Source organism: Bacillus sp. AR8-1 (assembly GCF_008042345.1).
Lineage (GTDB): Bacteria > Bacillota > Bacilli > Bacillales > Bacillaceae_G > Bacillus_A > Bacillus_A cereus.
In genome coordinates this window covers 96,768-115,661 of the sequence record NZ_QNUB01000024.1, presented here as the reverse complement: position 1 = coordinate 115,661, position 18,894 = coordinate 96,768, and the positions used below count along the sequence as shown (strand labels likewise).

The following is an 18,894-nucleotide window of genomic DNA, read 5'->3' as shown; positions in this document are numbered from 1 at the left end:
CTACAGAAATAAAGTTCTTTTTAAATTAATAGATTTGCTATTACAAATCATTATTAATATATATATAAATAAAGCAATTTCTTTATGAAAAAGTATCCATTTTTATGTCTTCTTACACAAGATTAAATGAATATAATTCTTTAAATCTATAAAAATCTTGTTTAGAGTTGCTTATCCTTGTACATTTGTACATGTAGAAAGACATGAAAGTCTAAATTTTTCGAATTTGAGACAAGAAACTCTAAACTACTTAACCAATAATAATACATGTTTCATAAAATATATTGGTTTTAAAAGTATGCACTATTGTAAAAACATATTGAAAATAAATCAGAGCATCCCCTAATCAGTCTGCGTTATAGGGAGTATAACATGCGACATTCATTTCTAGATACAAATTGAATATATACCTTTATAGCAAAAAAGAACTCTTGTTGATAAGGGTTCTTTTTTACAATGTAAATATTTTTCTTAAGAAAAAATTAAGAAGCTTTCTCACATTTTATTAAGAAATTCTATTTATATTTAAACATGTGTTAGAGAGATGTCCGTTCTTATTGAAATCTAAAGGAATGAATAAGTTCACATATAATCGCACGGAAAAAGAAAGGTGGAAAAGAAAGATGAAAAAAGCATGGATTGCAATAACAGGATTAGTTGTTGTGGGTGGCGGTTTATTAACTTATGTGGGAGGAGACACAATAGACCGATTTAATCCGTTAGTAAAAGAAAAAGATATGTATGCTCTTCCAAAAGAAGCAGCAAAACCTGATCCTGTACACGATGGTAAGAGATATTTCTACATGTTAAATGGAGTAGATGAATCCGGTAATGAAAACACCATTAAAGTAGGAGCTGCTGGTAAAGATGAATATATAAATTCTTATTTAAAGGTCCATATAAAAGGGAGATATGTTTATCAATTTGAGGCTGTACAAGAGAATGAAGTTCCTGAAAAAATAAAAGAGAAACTAAAAAATAATTAATAATTGTACCGAGCTAAGGAGAATATTATGAACAATTCAGTTGTAAATGTAAAAAGCATTCAAAAAATATACGGTAAAAAAGGGGGGAATCAGTCACATGCTTTAAGAGATGTGTCGTTCTCGATTCAAGAGGGAGAGTTTGTTGGGATCATGGGACCTTCAGGTTCAGGAAAAACAACATTATTAAATGTAATTTCAACATTAGATGCGGCAACTGATGGCATTGTTGAAATTGATGGTATCGATATCACAAAAATGAAACAAGAAGAACTTTCTGACTTCCGTTCTCAAAAATTAGGGTTTATTTTTCAGGATTTTAATTTACTTGAAAATTTATTAGTTTACGAAAATATTGCATTGCCGCTTTTGCTGCAAGGTGTTCCGTCAAAACAAATTGACCCGAAAGTCAAAAGGGTGGCAGAAATGTTAGGGATTTCAGAAATTCTTTCAAAATATCCTTCTGAAGTATCTGGTGGACAAAAACAACGTTCTGCAGCAGCACGTGCACTTGTACATGAACCTGCAATTATTTTAGGGGACGAGCCAACAGGGGCATTAGATTCGAAAAATGCTACAAGTCTTTTAGAAGCAATGAAAAACTTAAATGAAGAACAAGGTGTTTCTATTATGATGGTTACGCATGATCCATATAGTGCGAGTTATTGTAAACGTATTTTATTCATTCAAGATGGTGAGTTGTTTAAAGAAATTCACCGCGATGGTACACGTGAAGCATTCTATAAAGACATTTTAGATGTACTTGCAGATTTAGGTACACAAAAAGGATAAGAGAAAGGACCACCATCATGATTTTTAAACTTTCTATGTCAGGACTAAAAAGTAAGCTGAACGATTATATTGTCTTACTAGTTGGCCTTGTTATGTCAATTTCAATTTTTTATATGTTTCAAACATTAGCATTAAATGAAGCATTTGTTAATAATAATGGTCCCATTCGCTCAACTGGTATGATTTTTCAAGTTGGATCGTATCTACTTGGGATTATTACATTCTTCTATGTTCTATATGCCAATTCTTTCTTAATGTCCCTCCGCCAAAAAGAATTTGGGATGTACATGATGTTAGGCGCAAAAAAACAAAAGATTACATTTCTTATGTTTGTAGAAACAATTATTATTGGGGCAGTATCTTTAGTAGTTGGAATTACAATAGGAATAGGGCTTTCACAAGGAATTGGTAAACTTCTTATGAAGCAACTCGATTTTACCGCGAGTGGCTATCAAGCTTTTTATGTACCATCGATGTTAGTTACTTGTATGTTCTTCTTGGTATTATTTATGTTATCTGCCATTATGAATAGTGTGAAATTATCACATATCTCCGTTCTGCAACTTGTACATGCAGACGCTTCAGCAGAACGTACAATGATTAAAGGTAAGTGGACTGGCATCGTTTCAATTTTAGCTATTATTTTATTAGGAAGTGGCTATGCTTCCATGATTTATATGAACAAATTAAAAGAGCAGGGGCCTTTGATTGCGATGCTCACAACTACGGCAGGAACCTATATGTTATTTACTTCTTTCCTTCCGCTTATTATAAAAAAATTGAAAAATAATAAAAGGTATAGTGAGAAAGGCCTTAATGCTTTTACCTTTGCACAATTAAACTTTCGTATTAATAGTTTATCAAGGGTACTCGCAACAGTAGCAATGTTAGTAGCACTTGGTGCGGGGGCAATTTCAGGTGGAATGGCTTTCAAGAATAACGTAATAAAATCGACGGAGGCTCTTGAAATATACGATACAGTCATTCATAATCCAACAGCAGAAGAAATGAATATTTTAGATGGTATTCAATTTAAAGAAAAGAATATATATCACTATAAAGTAGACGATAAATATGTTTACTACTTGAAAGAAGATTTAGAGAAAAAACGTCCGCTTGTGCAAGCAGAGGATAAAGGGAAAGTAAAAAGAGTGTCTGAAAATCTTCCTTTAGGAGCAACTTCAGTAAAAGTTGAGGAGAATGCACATACTATCCCAACTGAATGGCATAGAGCTTTGATCTCTCTTCAACCGACATATTTAAATTACATTGATAAAGTAAAAAAAATAGTAGATCAAAAAATGTACGATAAAATTCCAGGAAAAGAAAACACAGTTGTAATTGGAAAAACTAATAATTTTATAACATATTTAGACAAATGGAAAAAAATTGAAGAGTTGCAGCTAGTAAAATATAAAGATATTACAGTTGAAAATATCTTTAGTAAATATCGAATTTATACTAGTATTTACGCCAGTGCCAGTGGAACAGTATTTATGGGGTTCTTCTTAGGTATTGCTTTCCTTGCGATGATGGCAAGCTGCTTAATGTTTAAGATTCTTTCTGGTTCATCAAAAGATATTGTACGCTATGAAATGCTTAGTAAAATTGGAGTACGTCATGAATTATTAGCAAAATCCATTTATAAAGAGATATTTTTAGTGTTTTTATTCCCAGGGATAATAGGTATGATTCATGTGTTATTGGGTATGAAGATTTTTGGTTTAATCTTAATTGATCCATATTTCCGTATTTGGTTACCAATCTTGATTTTCCTAATTATCTATTCAATCTATTATTTTATTACCGTTCAATTATATAAAAGAATTGTTCTTCCGAAATAAAAGCAATAAGAATATATTTGCTAACTATAAAACATTTAATATTGAAGAATTAGTATGAGAAATCTTTTACAAAGACCTAAAACAAATTGTTAATGTTTTGGGTCTTTGTTATTTTGAGGCATTGACTTCATTCTAGTTTAATTAAATTAAAAGTTTAGATTTTCTTGTCTAAAATAGTTTGGAGCTTCATGTCTTTGTACAGTGTACAACAAGTGTATAAAGACATGAAAGTTGGTACTAATTTTATAGTATGAAATGTGGAATTATCAACAAAAGTAGTTTATTTAGTATCCAATTTCTTGTCCGCATAACAAGACAAGAAATTGGATACTTTTTAAAATGGAGACACCAAAGTGGGGACTCTCTGAATAGACTTCAAATTCACAGTTAGAATAGTAAAGAAAAAAAGACACCTGAAAAGGTGCCTTTTTTCTTTACATGTTTTTGAACCACTTAATACGAGAATAAGTCCATTCTCATAACTAGAAGGGCATATCCTTTTCGGTCTATAAATTAGATGTAAAAAATATCGAAATTTTTTAACTCCTAAGATATCATAAGTACTTTCACCAAGCACAACAACCCGTTCATCATTTTTTAGAAAAGAACGATTGTTGTTTGAGAAGTAGATTCGGAAATTTTTTTTGCCCCTGTATACTCTCTTCACATTTAGAGTCATTTATTAACTTTTCTTTTATATAGCCCATAGATGTAAGTACAATAATTATAAGAAGAGCGACAATCGTTTCTATTTTATACGCGCAAAAATATCCACTAGGAATCAAATTTTTACTGTTTTAATAGTGACTGTATGTGTATAAGAATAGGCCAGATTCTTTCTATTTTAAAGGTGACAAAAATGTAAGATAAACGTAAGATAAACCAATATGTAATTGTATATTTCTCCTGTAATCTGTTGTTTAAGACATCAAAACAAAAGGAGAATAAACATGAAAAAACGTATATTAGCTATTTGTACAACTGGAATCCTGTTCAATAGTGTATTGACAGGCTGCAGTATGATTGGGAAATTATCCTCAGAAACGTACTATGTAAAAGTACAAGGAGAACTTGATCCTACGACATCTAGTTATACTCTAAAAGGATTTAAAGATGATGGAACGGAAAAAGAAATTTCATTTGCAACACAGGATAAGAAATCTATTACTGAGGGTACTTATTTAGAGATTGATGCAGATGAAGATAAGGATGCTAACAAGAAAGTTCCTAATAAAATTAGTTTAATTAATAGCTATAAAAAAATTGAAAAAGACGATATTCCAAAGAAAATAAAAGAAAAGCTTAATTAGAAATAACTTTTTAGTAGGAAATTAATGTTTAAATATATGAGGAGTTGAGCTGGACATGAAGCTATTAAGCATTTCTCAAAAACATTGTCCTCCTGATTTGAAAGAACAGATTAGCCTTGTCATGCATCAAACTTGGCCGGAATATTATCAAAATAATGAGCATAAACAATGGCCAGATACTCAAGACACGAATTCAATTTCTTTAGTTCTAGTAGAAAATAATGTAGTAATTAGTCATGTTGGAATTCCAAGTAAATATATAAAACATCACGGTGAAAATTATAAAGCCTTTGGTCTTAGTGAAGTCATGACTAACCCAGCTTACCGTAAACAGGGATACGGCTTAAAATTAATAAAGGAAGCAGCTTTGTTTATTGAGAGAAATACACCAGATATTAGTATATTTACTTGTGAACCATCATTAGTTCATTTCTATTCTCTTGGTGGTTGGAACCATATAAAGAACACAAATGTCATTGGAGGTACAAAAGATAAACCTTTTCGAAGTGATTCTTTGGGATTAGCTACTATGATTCGATTTCATTCTAGTAAAGCAGAAAAGAACCGTTTTACTTTTGAGCAAGCAGATATTTACCTGGAATTAAATGAAGGAATGTTATGGTAGTAAATTATATACAGCCTCTAATGTAGTGAAGTAAATAAAATTAAAACATGATGTAAAAGCATAAATTGAATGGTTTATTCAATTTATGCTTTTTATAGTGCTGTGTATATTAATATGTTTAATGATTAACAATTAAATATATGAAAATATATAAGGTATTAGAATTCGCCTTTAGAAAGTTGTTCTGAACTTATAAAAAAAGATGAAAAATTGTAATATTGTAGGTTTTACATAAATCACAAAGATAACTGAGTAGAAATGAGGGAAAGAAATATTATGCAAAAAATTATGATTGTTGAGGATGACAAGAAGATTGCAAGTTTACTTCAATCACATTTAATGAAATATGGGTACCAGGGCATAATCGCAACTGATTTTGAAACCATTTTAGATAACTTCTTATTCATACAACCACATTTAGTGTTATTAGATGTCAATTTACCAAGATTTGATGGCTATTATTGGTGTCGGCAAATTCGTTCAGTATCTACATGTCCAATTATTTTTATATCTGCACGCAATGGCGAAATGGACCAAGTTATGGCCTTACAAAATGGAGCAGACGATTATATTACCAAACCTTTTTATTACGAGGTTGTAATTGCAAAGGTTCAAAGTCAGCTTCGTCGGGCGTATGGTAGTTATGCACCTAAATTAGGAGAACGTACAGTAGAACAAACTGGATTAGTATTGTATCCAGAAAGAATGGAATTAAGATTGAATGGGAAACTGACAACCTTAACTAAAAAAGAAACAGAAATAATTGAATTATTATTACTTCGCCCATCACGTGTTGTGAGCAGAGAGGCCATTTTGGATAAAATTTGGGAAGATTATAATTACGTTGATGATAATACACTAAGTGTACATATAACACGAACAAGAAAAAAGTTAGCAGAACTAGGTATAGAAGATGCCTTAGAAACTGTAAGAGGTTCAGGGTATAGACTCAATGTGATTTGGGAAAATGAGGTGTAAAGAATGAAGTTATTTATGCGTGAGCATATTCCTCTTATATTGTATACAATAATACAATTATTCGTTGTATTACTTGTATATTGGTATGACGGCTATAATAACTTGTTAACAGCATTATACGCTGTTTTTTTAGGCCTTTTTTTGATGACAGGATACTTATTATACCGATACTTTAGTCATCAAAAAATGTATAAAAAGTTATCCACCCCACTAAAAACATTACACGAATCTATAGAAGAACTAGATTCTACACCACTCTCTATTTCAATTAATAAACTATTAAAAGCACAATATCATTATTATCAAAGTGAAATAAAGTTATGGGAGCGAAAAAGGGAAGAACATGTAACTTTTATGAATCAATGGGTACATCAAATGAAGACACCTTTATCCGTGATTAGACTTATTACGCAAGACGCGTATGATGAACGGTTTGAAAGTATAGCGGAAGAAGCAGATCAGATGAGACAAGGATTAGAGATGGTATTAAACATGGCGCGGCTAGAAACATTTGAGCAAGATTTTCAGGTAGACAAAGTTTTGTTACGTGAAATTGTAAATAAAGTGATACATGAAAATAAGAGATCATTTTTACACAATTATGTATATCCTGAAATTAATATCCCTTCCAATCTCATAGTGGAAACAGATACTAAGTGGATACAGTTTATACTAAATCAAGTTATCATTAATGCTATTAAATATTCTAGCGGTAAACGAGAAAAAGTTACAATCTCTGCTTGTAAAACGGAAAAGGGAATTATATTACGAGTTCAAGATCGGGGTATCGGTATCCCTAAATCTGATTTACCAAGAGTCTTCCAGCCTTTCTATACAGGAGAAAACGGTCGTTTATTTAAAGAATCAACGGGAATGGGGTTGTATCTTGCAAAAGAAGTATCAGATAAATTAAATGTATCGATTGAATTACAATCTGAATTTGGCTCAGGAACCATTGTAACTATCGTTTTCCCGAATATTAAGCACGATTTCATATAGTAAAAGTCCCTTAGTTGATCTATCTTACATATTTGTAACCCAAATGAAAGATAAATCAATATGAGCGAATATCTGATTAAAATACACTAGATAATATAGCAAATTGAAAGAGGTATATTTATGGAAATTTTGAAAGTAAAAGATATTTGTAAAATTTACACCGGGAAAATGGCATATGAAGCTTTGTCTAATATCGACTTAACCATCCATGAAGGAGAATTTGTTGGAATTATGGGACCATCAGGAAGCGGTAAAACAACTCTTTTAAACATGATATCAACCATAGATTCTCCTACAACAGGGGAAATACTTATCAATGGAGAAAACCCATTTCATTTAAATATGAATGATTTATCATTATTTCGACGTAAGAATTTAGGATTTATATTCCAATCTTTTAACCTACTTAACACACTGACAGTTAAAGAAAATATTATTTTACCTTTAACCCTAGAGGGTGCTGAAATAGAAGAAATGGATAAGTTAGTTATACAATTAGCAGAAAAACTATGTATTAAAGAAATTTTAAATAACCGCACCTATGAAATTTCAGGCGGACAAGCACAGAGAGTGGCTATTGCAAGAGCTCTTATTCATAAACCAAAATTGGTGCTCGCAGATGAACCAACTGGGAATTTGGATTCAACATCTGCTCAGGATGTGTTGGAATTATTAATGAAGGTAAATATGGAAGAAAAGGAAACAATATTACTTGTAACACATGATCCTAAGGCAGCCAGTTATTGTAATCGTGTTATCTTTATTAAGGATGGAAAATTCTATAATGAGATATATTGTGGAGATAATCGCGAAATCTTTTATCAAAAGATCATGAATACCTTGTCTTTCATAGGAGGGAAAAACGTATGACGTTTCAGCAATTCGCGTTTAATAATATCCTACGTAATAAACGTATTTATCTTGGACATTTCTTTAGTAGTACATTTGCCGTTATGGTCTTTTTCATCTATGGATTATTAATTTATCATCCAAACTTACAAGGAGAACTTACTAATGTGAGTATAACTATGAACACGCTGGGGAATATAGGTCTTCAGGTTTCACAGTATCTAACATGGTTCTTCTCATTTTTATTTATTTTATATTCTGTCAGTACTTTTTTGAAAACGAGAAAAAAAGAATTTGGAATTTTAATGATTCAAGGTATGTCCTATCGACAACTAAACAAGCTAATATTAATTGAAAATATGTTAATTGCTTTTCTGTCCATTATAGTTGGGATTGGAATTGGGCTTGCTTTTTCTAAATTAATCTTATTAATTAGTGCCTCTATTTTATCTTTAAAAGATGGACTGCCATTTTATTTTCCAATTAAAGCAATTACTATTACTAGTGCAGCCTTCATTATTTTGTTTGTTTTAATTTCCATAGTTACTTCTAGGTTGGTAAAAGTAAACTTAGTGGTGGAACTATTAAAATCCGAAGAAAAGCCTAAACCAGAGCCTAGAAGTTCTATTGCATTGACAGTGCTATCGATTATTTTGATTGGGCTAGGGTACTTCGCAACATTTTATATATCAATCGGAAAAGATTATATGAATGAATATCAATTACTTATATTGACTGGATTAGGCGTCGCCCTTGTTGTAATCGGCACATATTTCTTCTTTACACAATTAAGTGTCTATGTAATGCGTTTACTTAAGAAAAGATCAAATTTGTTTTATAAAAAAACAAATTTGTTAACATTCTCAGATTTAATATATCGTTTACAAGACAATGCAAAAACATTCTTTATTGTCTCAATTGTTTCAGCTATGGCATTTACTGCAATAGGGATTTGCGCTGCGATAGGTAATTCTAGATTGGCTGAAGGAAAAAGTCCATATGCATTTAAATATGTATCATTTCAAGGAAATGTATATGAAGAAAAACATGTAGCTGAAATAAAAAAACAACTAGAAAAGGCCCATTTTCAATATATCTTAGTTTCTCCAAAGTTTATAACAACAGAAAATGGAAGGACCTTAATCAGATTAACGGATTATAATGAATATGTTCAAAAGCTGGGGTATCCAGTGGAAAGCTTAAAAAATAATAAAGAAAGTTTGATAATAACATCTAAGAAAGCAAAGAAGGGTAAAAATGAAGAAATTGAAAAGCAGAAAAATATGCAAATTAAACAAGGTAACTTACATATAAATCTTCCTATTCAAAAGAATGTAGAAATTGAAGAACTAAGGCAGGATTATGATTCTATATTAGTAGTAAAAGATTCAATCTATAATCAAGTCGCGAATGAGTACTTTTTAGGGACATATAAAACACCAATAGAATCAACCTTATATGGTTTTATAATCAAAGACTGGATTCACACAACTGATATTGCTAAAAAACTAAATCATGTAATAGAAGCAGATGAAAATAATGGAAAGCCATCTTTTTATTTTGATTCTCTTAGCTTAATATGGAATGAAATGAAGCAACAAAATGGGCTATTGTCAATTATGAGTATACTGGTAGGTATCGTGTTTTTTGTTTTTGCTACAAGTTTTTTATACTTCCGCTTATTTACAGATTTAGATCGAGATTATCAATATTTCAACATGCTTGGTAAAATAGGATTAAGTAAAATTGAATTAAAAAGAATTGTCACAAGACAGATGGTCATCTTGTTTTTCCTACCCATTATAATAGCAATGCTTCATAGTAGTGTGGCATTTATGGCATTACAGCATATATCCAAATCTACAAGCATTGGTAGAAATATTTCCGTTCTAGGCAGTTCTACTATAGTTTTGATAAGCTTTTTATGTATGCAAGTTATATATTTCTTCCTCATTCGTTCAAGTTATATAAAGTCGTTATCTAAAGCAATGTACACTGCAGAAGATGTAAAACAGGATATTTTAATTTAAAGGTATTATCTACAGAAATTAATAACTGTATTACAGTTTGCTCAGCTAATACATGATCAGTATTTTAGTACCACTTTGAAAAAATGGTACGTACATTATTAACTTAGTTTTACGTTAATAATTAGGTATATAAAATGAGACCATCAATAAGGTGGTTTCATTTTTTTGTCCAAAAATAATTATAGAAATCGCAGTATCCACTTTCTTGTCTAAAAAATATCCATTTTTATGTCTTTCTACAATTTGTACAACAAGGGAAGAGGGCGGTTAAATACCAATTTCATCTTCACGTTAAATTCTTATTTAACGAACACTTGACTAGTGTAATATAGTGATGTTAGGATATAATTATTATTACCTGTCTAATGACAAAATTTTAGCTATTTAGTTAGGAGCGGAATTAAATGCAAAAAATCAAGAAATTTTTAGAAAAAACCAAGGAATTATTAGAAAAAATACCGAGTAAATTTCTGCTGTATTCTACAGCTGGCGCTTATGAACTAACTACAATACTCGTGTATGTATATTGGTGCACTGAAAAATTATACCTTAAAGCAGATGGAATAAAAGAAATACAAGACTTCGTAAAAACGTTGGTATCTACAAACTTATCAGTCTCATTAGGAGTGGCAGCTTTGATGGTAGGTGTTGCAGCATTAAATACTAAAGTTTTTGAGCATGATGATTCTATTAAAAAAGAATTCTTAGGCACACTAAATGCATTAATAATGTTTATATTTATGAATTTTATCTTTCTTTCATTTAGCTATCAAAAAGGCTTAATATCAAAAATGATATTTGATGCTATTATACTGTTTGGATCAGCGATTTCATTAATTTGGTTAATGAAATATGTATTTACATTGTGTAGTAAAACGATTAGAGCAATTGAATAATAAAGTTTTTCGTATACAATTAGTTAAATGGAAATTATATCAAATCCAATACTTTAATATGATTTCCATTTAATTCAAAAATTATAGATTAAAATAGTAAAGGGAAAATTGGATTGTCACTCTCCCTCGCGTGTAAATAGTAAACGATAATTAGATTATAGTAAACTGTTCGTTAAAAATGTATTTAACGTGAAGATTGTCGATTATAATAGAATTATGTATAGTAAAGGTATCAATATAAAATTGATACCTTTCTTGTTTTCTAATACATATTTATGAAGCATTTTAATAGTATATATTATCATTTAATTAAAAGATTTGAGGTGTACACCATGAGTAATAGAGAAAAAGAACGTTTTAAGGCTCTTGTAGAAAAGCATAAAAATAATATGCCCTGGTATGTCATAGAATACCTAGAAATGAAGACTGCTCTCTCCCCTGCTACTCTATACGCATATATAACTGAATTTGAAAAATTCTTTAAATGGATTATTCTTAAGCGATTAGCTGTCGTAAATGGTAACGTGGTTACTAATATAACTGATATACCTATTGAGACATTACAAACATTACCCTTAAATGATGTAAATCGCTTTCACATGTACTTACAAGGTGAAGGAATTGAAACTAGAGCTATAAATAGAACCTTTTCTGCCTTAAAATCTCTCTTTAAATATTTAGCGCAGAATTCAGAAGATGAGCATGGAAAAAGCTATCTCTCACGTAACGTGATGGAGAAAATCGAACTACATAAAGAAAAAGTTGATGCTGCAGCAAGAGCTGATGAAGTAGCAAATATTATCTTTAACGATAATGAAGATGTGGCATTCTTACGATTTTTGACAAATGATTACGCAACAATCCTAAAAGAGACCTCTACACGTAAATACAATTATTTTTTACGTGACAAAGAACGTGATATAGCATTAATAAGCCTTATTTTAGGCACTGGGCTTCGAGTATCAGAATTAGCTAGTCTTACCCTCTCAAGTATTAACTTTCGCCAGGGAACCATTAAGGTGACTCGTAAAGGTAATAAAAAATCTTCAATACTCGCAACGAAATCGTGTTTAGACGACGTACAAGAATACATGAAAGTACGTTTAGAGAAATATATGTGTCCACCTGAAGAAGATATTCTATTTGTAACTAGGTACCAGGGAAAATACACACAGCTTTCTGTACGCGCTATACAGAACTTAGTAGAGAAGTATTCAAGTGCATTCGATGAAAAGCGTAGTCCACATAAGCTACGTCATACGTATGCTACAAATCATTATAAGGAAAACAAGGACTTAGTGTTGCTACGAGATCAACTCGGTCACACTTCTGTTGAGGTTACTAGTATCTATACAAATATAAATAATGAAAAGAAACGAGAAGCGATTGATCGATTAGAAAAAAGACAATTTGAATAGAATTCATTGGTATTATTCTTCATTTTTTGGTGAGATATTAAATTTGATAATATTATTAATATAAATAGTAGAACCCCATCCTGAAAAAGATATTTGGATGAAGGTACTAGACACTATTCAACATACAAAAAATGTTTCTAAACCATCATTTGAAACGTGGTTTAAAGGAAGTATATTCCTTCAAAATGGAAATCACATCTGTATATATAGCCAACCTAAGTTCGCTGCAGACTGGTTAGCGTCACATTATAAAGATATAAACATTGAGTCCTTATAAGAATGTAAACATTTTGATAAGGATATTCATGCACTTGTTTTTGACTACATGGAAGTAGAAGGCGTACAACAAAAAGAAGAGTGAAATCTCACTCTCCTTTTTTTATCACTCAATTGGGTGTCTTTTCTTTGATTATTACCTTCCCTCGTAGCATCCAATGGTCTTATTATACCCATAACCTTTAAAGTACCAAGTGATTCCTGAATCAGTAAAAGAGTTAGCGAAAATCCCATTTTCATTTATCATTGACATTCTATAGGGAGCATTACTATTAATCTTAGGACAACTAGAATGATATTCATAGATGTTATAAGATGAAGACTGTGGCGAATTAAGTTTTTTATTAGTATTATCAACTGTAGATGTTGCAGCTGAGGCTCCCATACCTCCTGTTAATACAAAACCAGTTGCTAATGCTCCCACTATTAATTTCTTGAACATAAAAATTCCTCCTTTAATAGTTTTATAACTAACATCTTAACTGTAACACGTTTTACATTATTGTAAATATTTATAATATACAGAAAATTTTATTTAATTATTATGAATATTAGGAACTCATTTTCTCAATGCAAAAAATATTCTAATATGTAATTAAATCAAAACTGTCACTCTTATCAATGTTAGATTGGAAACCTAACATCTTATCGAATTTCAACAAAAAAAAGGCGCTCAAAATCCGGGCGTCTTTTTTTGTTTTAAGAATTGTTATAATTTCTTTAAAGGTATTTCAAAGATTCTGTAAGTATATAATAAAGGAAGAGATGCGCTAACATCTCTTCCAGTAACTACTACCACAAGGTGAGTGGTTGCGACTAAATACTACTTGTTAAAAGTAATCTTTTTAACTAAGACCCTAGTTTTTAAGAGGAAAAGTTTTATAATATCGTAAGTGTGCAACTAGGGGAAGTTGCAATTTCTGTATAACCCAGAATAATCTCTTAGCGCTTATAACTTTTCAATTACTATCATTTTCCCTGATGTATGAGGTACTTCATGCTTAATAATCCCCTCTTTTAAATAAGCCTTTTTCTTGTCATATTGTTCTTTTACCTGCTTCTTAACAGGGGGCAATCCCCAAGGGTGGTCCCAATAATGGAATTTACCGAGTTTAAAATTTCCCCATTGAAACTGAGCATCTTGCAGCCGGTTATTCCCTTGATATAATCGCTCCAAAGAGTATTTCTTGATTTTCCCTTTTAGACTATCTACTACAATATATTTACTAGTTTTTTTGTCATAACCAACTATAGAAACCCAATGAGAAATTATATGATTCTTTGTAAGACGTTTATATGTACATAAACTAAAAAGCACAAAACACTTATTCTGTTGTAACTTCATAATTAACTCCTTAGAATTTAGATGTTTTATGTTCTTTATACTTACATCATATTTTATATCTTCACATCCAGTTGCTTGATTGAATATCTCCAAATTATTATCTAGAAACATTCTATACAAATTTAAATCGAAAAATTCTCCTAAAAATGTATTACCATTAATAGCAATACCTCTTTTTGTTATTACATTTTTACTTAATAAATTACAAACTACATCATCCGTCTGTTTCTTAGAAACATCCTTAATCTTGTTTAAGTTGTATAAGCCATTTAACATTGCATAAATTCCACAAGTAGGCCCAGTTTGCTTAATACTAATTGTCATTCTTTATCTCTTTTATAATGTTTTTATTATATACGGATAATACAATTTTAATGATTGATTTAGAAACTATTCTATCTCATATTAATTGAGAAAAAATAAACTCTTGAATCGAATTTACAACGCACTCTACTTAATCAAACAAAAAATGGAACAATATTAAATTAAGGCTGTTATCATATAGATTTTTGAGATTTCAACTAAATGTACAAAAGCAGCCTTAATTTAATAGTATTGGTTAATTCATTATACGTTACTAAAAAAACATCTGCTTAATCATAATGTTTTCATGTAGATTTCGCTTCCTTCTCGTGCAGTTTAATTCAATCAATAGTTCTCTATATTAAGAACGAACGTTAGTTGACCCGCCCACAGTACCTGGTAAGAAGGAGCATGGCTCTTCTGTATTGTTACCAAGTAAAACCTCTAACATTTCACTTGATAATGCCACGGTATTCCTTACTACCTTAGGCTTATTAGAAACATAGGCTACATTTACAATCTGTCCATTTTGATCATCTGAGAAAATCAAAGGTAGTGGTAAGCGCGCTTCCATTGGTCTGATATTTTCTTTAAAAACAGTTGGGCTTTTATGAAGTAAAAGTTGATAAAATTGCCCATCATATACAATTCCAATTGCATTTTCCATATCGTGTATAACTCCTTAGCATTTTTGTCAGCCTTCCTTAAGGAGTATTCCCGGATATAGGAGAACAATTCTTTTAATTTTTTTGTTCTCATTTCATTTTAGATATATCCTATAGAAAAAGAAGATTGGTGCCAATTTAAGGATGCCCCTTTAATAACTGTAATAATAAATCTAACGACATTTAGAAGATAATATAGTTCCAATATTAATAAGTAATTTTTATCCATATCCATGAACCTCCAGCTCTATTAGCATGTGCTGATCGAATTGGGATTTGAAAGTTCACTAAATTGGAACATTCAATCGAATCCAACTATGCTAAAATAATTAATGTAAGCGGTCAACCTTTCAGTGAATGCGTAACGGATTGTGTTTCAATTTAGTATTTGATCTTCATTACCCACAAAAAGGCCATTACTAAGGTAAGCGGCTTTTTTGTTTTGAAGCTAATACTTTGAAAACTATAGAGTTAATTTGCAACAGAACCTTTAAAACTCCCTAACAACCGCTAGGGAGTTTTAATATGATTTATTGGTCATTTTATAATCATTTTAATAATTACCTTCTGCAAAGGATTTTAAAGTATAATCAAAGTCACCATCTGGATTATGACGAGCGGATGCTTGTATTTTAAGATAATAAGTTTTTCCTGCTTGTACTTTGTAATAAATATTTTCTGTTACATTAGTTTGAGATCGGGCTAATTCATTCCCACTGCTATCTAATAAATATAAATCAAAATTATTATCATTATAAAAACCAGTTAATTTAAAGTAAGCCAAATTTGTTTTATTTGGTGTAAATTCAAATATATCAACACCTTCTTTATCTGTTAAATTAAGGTTACCATAAACTACACCATTTAAACCGAATATACTTGCATTTTCCAAAGTGTTGTTAGGTTCTTTATCTTTGTACCCAATTAAATCTATACTTCGTGTAAATTCCCCTTTAGATTCTACTAAAAAAGAAACTTTAGTGGTATCAGCTGAAGCTGTACTGGATAATCCTAAACCGGAAGTTAATACAATTGCTGTAGAAAGTAACCCTAGACCAGCATTTTTTAACATGTTCTTTATCCCCTTTAATATTTTTTTGTATAACAACCTCACCGTATAATATATATATAAATTAATGGAGATTGTTTGTCTTGAAATCCCTAAAATATAAGAATTCTTTTCATTCGTAAAGGTATACTTTTTTATCCCTCCTAACAGTAACTCATACTTATATATTAAACTATTATTCTTTCATCTCACTTTCATTTATCTTACACTAATCTTAAGTATCTTTTTTATTTCATCATTTATTATGCAATTTTTATATAAGTGTAAATGTATTCATAAAATCAATACAGGAAAAAACATATATTATTACTTCATGTTGTTTTTATGTCTCGGGTAAAATTAATGAATAAATCTACCGCCAAGTTATACACCAAATTCTTGTGCAATCTCATACTTCATTTGGTTTAGGCAAAGAAATACGAAAATGCGTTTTTCCTTTTTTGCTATCTAAACATATATCTCCCCCATGTTTTTCTACTATGTGTTTTGCAATGGTCAGTCCAAGGCCAGAACCCCCATCATTTGTTCGAGAACTATCTACTCGGACAAATGCATCAAAAATACTTTTCACCATATCTTTGGGAATCCCAATACCATTATCTATAATGTCTATATATACATTATTTTTATCTTCAATTAACGATACAAAAACAGTTGTACCTGCCATGTTATATTTTAAAGTATTAGATATTAGGTTAGATACAGCACGATATAATAGTTTTTTGTTAACTGGAATAACTACATTTTTTGAAGGAATTTGATATTGAAATATGAATTGTTTATTTTGAAATAGGTCATAATATTCTACTATTAATTCACGAATAAATTCAGACATATCTGTAGGAGCTACTTCAAAAGGATAATCGGAACGTTCTAATTTAGACAGCTCAAAAATATCTTCAGTTAATAATGCAATGATTCGAATTTTATTGTATATAATATTTAATGTTTTTTCTTTTTTACTTTCTTCTGTAATTATTCCTAGTTGTAACGCCTCAATATATCCTTGAACTGTTGTAATCGGCGTCCTTAAATCATGAGATAAATCTACAAGCATTCTCTGTTTGTTTTCTTCTAATTTCTTCTTTTCTTTTTCTATTTTATCGAGTCTTTCCGACATGAGATTAAAAGAATCCTGTATTTGCATTAATTCAAAATTTGCTTTATAGTTCAATCTTTTATCATATTTCCCACTAGCAATTTGCTCAAATCCCTTTACTAATTGACCCAAAGGCTTTGTTATTTTCATAGCAATTCGCCTACTAAACATATATACATTGATAAAAAAAAGAATGAAAAATAAAACTGCAATAAGAACTAATATCTTAAAAAAAATATATAAATATTCCTCATTTTCATCAGAAAAAGCATACTTATACTGTAATTTTTGTTTAGGAATTTTGACAAGACAATAATATGTATCCCCTTTTTTCGTTAAAAATGATGATACAGAAGAATAATAAGGAAGCTTAGAATCATCAAAAAATAAAGCAGTAAATTCTTTGGATGAATAGAATGAAACATCATCATTTTTTCCCCCTTTAGTGTAGATAATTTGCAGATTCTCATTAAGAATTTCTACCCAGCCTCCAAAGGATTCTATTGTTTTGGAGTTTATAGCTTTAAAGTCTTCACGTACTACTTCACTTGCTTTTAAGTTTTGTAGTGTTCCCAATTGTTTTTCCAACTGATAGTTCAAAAGTAAAAATAAAATTATCACGGTGCATCCAATTATCAATGCAAATATAACGTAATTTTTAATTAGAATATATAGAACCTTATCCTTCATAAAGTTCATCCCTTCTAGCAAAGCGATATCCTAGTCCTCGTATAGTTTTTATATATACTGGATTTCTGGGGGAGTCCTCTAATTTTTCGCGTAGTCTACTAATATGCACCATAATAGCATTGTCATCTGAATAATAATGATCAGACCATACTCTTTCAAAAATTTGTTTTTTGGTAAATATTCTCCCGGGATTTTCCATAAAAAGTGTCAACAGTTTATATTCTATGGCACTGAGAGTAATTGACTTATTATATTTATAGAGCATGCAAGAATGATGATCTAATATTAAATTACCAATATGTATCTGATTAACCGTACTTTCTAAAGTATTCTTATTAAATTCATAAGATCTTCTAAGATGTGCTTGAACCCTTGCTATAATTTCTAAAGGGCTAAAAGGCTTAACAATAAAATCATCCGCTCCAAGTCCTAATCCCATAATTTTATCTATTTCTTGTGTTTTGGCTGATAATATAAGAATTGGGAATTTCAACGTTTCACGAACCTTTTTAATTAATTGATAGCCATCCATTTTAGGCATCATAATATCAACAATAGCTAAATCAATATGATTTTCCTTCACATATTTTAAAGCTGATTCACCATCCGAAGCCTCTAAAACAAGAAAACCTTCTATTTCTAAAAAAAGTTTTAATAGTTCGATAATATCGGTGTCGTCATCAACTATTAATATAGTTTTTTTCATATCCCTTACCACCTTCC

The 18,894-nt window shown here is 30.4% G+C and carries 17 protein-coding genes and 1 pseudogene; 12 read left to right on the top strand and 6 right to left on the bottom strand.

Translation table 11 applies throughout. The features are described 5' to 3' along the window. Positions 1–623 precede the first annotated feature (623 nt). The 12 genes and pseudogenes from DN400_RS18985 to DN400_RS29950 all read left to right on the top strand — a co-directional run bounded on the left by DN400_RS18985 (position 624) and on the right by DN400_RS29950 (position 13,001). A complete protein-coding gene (locus DN400_RS18985) occupies positions 624–986 on the top strand; it encodes a YxeA family protein (RefSeq protein WP_147801859.1) in 363 nt (120 codons plus the stop codon). A 27-nt stretch (positions 987–1,013) separates the two neighbouring features. Further along, a complete protein-coding gene (locus tag DN400_RS18980) occupies positions 1,014–1,775 on the top strand; it encodes an ABC transporter ATP-binding protein (protein WP_147801858.1) in 762 nt (253 codons plus the stop codon). A 17-nt stretch (positions 1,776–1,792) separates the two neighbouring features. Next, on the top strand, positions 1,793–3,619 hold the full coding sequence (locus tag DN400_RS18975; RefSeq protein WP_147801857.1) for an FtsX-like permease family protein: 1,827 nt from the start codon (positions 1,793–1,795) through the stop codon (positions 3,617–3,619). A 950-nt stretch (positions 3,620–4,569) separates the two neighbouring features. Further along, positions 4,570–4,929: a DUF1093 domain-containing protein gene (locus DN400_RS18970; RefSeq protein WP_147801856.1), complete on the top strand. Its 360-nt coding sequence runs from the start codon at positions 4,570–4,572 to the stop codon at positions 4,927–4,929. A gap of 55 nt (positions 4,930–4,984) precedes the next feature. Continuing rightward, entirely contained in the window at positions 4,985–5,554 is a 570-nt protein-coding gene (locus DN400_RS18965) for a GNAT family N-acetyltransferase (protein WP_147801855.1), read from the top strand. Positions 5,555–5,830: 276 nt separating this feature from the next. Beyond that, positions 5,831–6,532, top strand: a complete 702-nt coding sequence (locus tag DN400_RS18960; RefSeq protein WP_147801854.1) for a response regulator transcription factor — start codon at positions 5,831–5,833, stop codon at positions 6,530–6,532. 3 nt (positions 6,533–6,535) lie between these two features. Next, positions 6,536–7,531, top strand: a complete 996-nt coding sequence (locus tag DN400_RS18955) for a sensor histidine kinase (RefSeq protein ID WP_147801853.1) — start codon at positions 6,536–6,538, stop codon at positions 7,529–7,531. A 120-nt stretch (positions 7,532–7,651) separates the two neighbouring features. Next, a pseudogene (locus tag DN400_RS18950) lies at positions 7,652–8,423 on the top strand (ABC transporter ATP-binding protein). Further along, on the top strand, positions 8,398–10,410 hold the full coding sequence (locus tag DN400_RS18945) for an ABC transporter permease (RefSeq protein WP_147801851.1): 2,013 nt from the start codon (positions 8,398–8,400) through the stop codon (positions 10,408–10,410). Before DN400_RS18950 ends, DN400_RS18945 begins: the two are co-directional and overlap by 26 nt. Positions 10,411–10,814: 404 nt before the next feature. Continuing rightward, complete coding sequence (locus DN400_RS18940) at positions 10,815–11,306, top strand: hypothetical protein (protein WP_147801850.1); 492 nt, start codon at positions 10,815–10,817, stop codon at positions 11,304–11,306. A gap of 332 nt (positions 11,307–11,638) precedes the next feature. Next, entirely contained in the window at positions 11,639–12,724 is a 1,086-nt protein-coding gene (gene xerS / locus DN400_RS18935) for a tyrosine recombinase XerS (protein WP_147801849.1), read from the top strand. A gap of 97 nt (positions 12,725–12,821) precedes the next feature. Beyond that, the gene (locus tag DN400_RS29950; RefSeq protein ID WP_255477974.1) at positions 12,822–13,001 is read left to right on the top strand and encodes a DnaA N-terminal domain-containing protein; all 180 of its coding nucleotides are present in this window, start codon (positions 12,822–12,824) and stop codon (positions 12,999–13,001) included. 135 nt (positions 13,002–13,136) lie between these two features. Here DN400_RS29950 and DN400_RS18925 read toward each other — a convergent pair whose 3' ends face one another. The 6 genes from DN400_RS18925 to DN400_RS18900 form a co-directional block, all read right to left on the bottom strand. Further along, positions 13,137–13,442: an LCI fold-containing protein gene (locus tag DN400_RS18925; protein WP_147801848.1), complete on the bottom strand. Its 306-nt coding sequence runs from the start codon at positions 13,440–13,442 to the stop codon at positions 13,137–13,139. A gap of 507 nt (positions 13,443–13,949) precedes the next feature. Then, positions 13,950–14,669: a hypothetical protein gene (locus DN400_RS18920; RefSeq protein ID WP_147801847.1), complete on the bottom strand. Its 720-nt coding sequence runs from the start codon at positions 14,667–14,669 to the stop codon at positions 13,950–13,952. Between the two features lie 340 nt (positions 14,670–15,009). After that, positions 15,010–15,315 (bottom strand): hypothetical protein, encoded by a 306-nt coding sequence (locus DN400_RS18915; RefSeq protein WP_147801846.1) that lies wholly within the window; start codon positions 15,313–15,315, stop codon positions 15,010–15,012. A 551-nt stretch (positions 15,316–15,866) separates the two neighbouring features. Beyond that, on the bottom strand, positions 15,867–16,385 hold the full coding sequence (locus tag DN400_RS18910) for a hypothetical protein (RefSeq protein WP_147801845.1): 519 nt from the start codon (positions 16,383–16,385) through the stop codon (positions 15,867–15,869). Positions 16,386–16,770: 385 nt separating this feature from the next. Continuing rightward, positions 16,771–18,171 (bottom strand): ATP-binding protein, encoded by a 1,401-nt coding sequence (locus DN400_RS18905; RefSeq protein ID WP_147801844.1) that lies wholly within the window; start codon positions 18,169–18,171, stop codon positions 16,771–16,773. Further along, positions 18,161–18,877, bottom strand: a complete 717-nt coding sequence (locus DN400_RS18900; RefSeq protein WP_097947300.1) for a response regulator transcription factor — start codon at positions 18,875–18,877, stop codon at positions 18,161–18,163. The genes DN400_RS18905 and DN400_RS18900 overlap by 11 nt, the downstream gene beginning before the upstream one ends. Between the last annotated feature and the right edge of the window lie 17 nt (positions 18,878–18,894).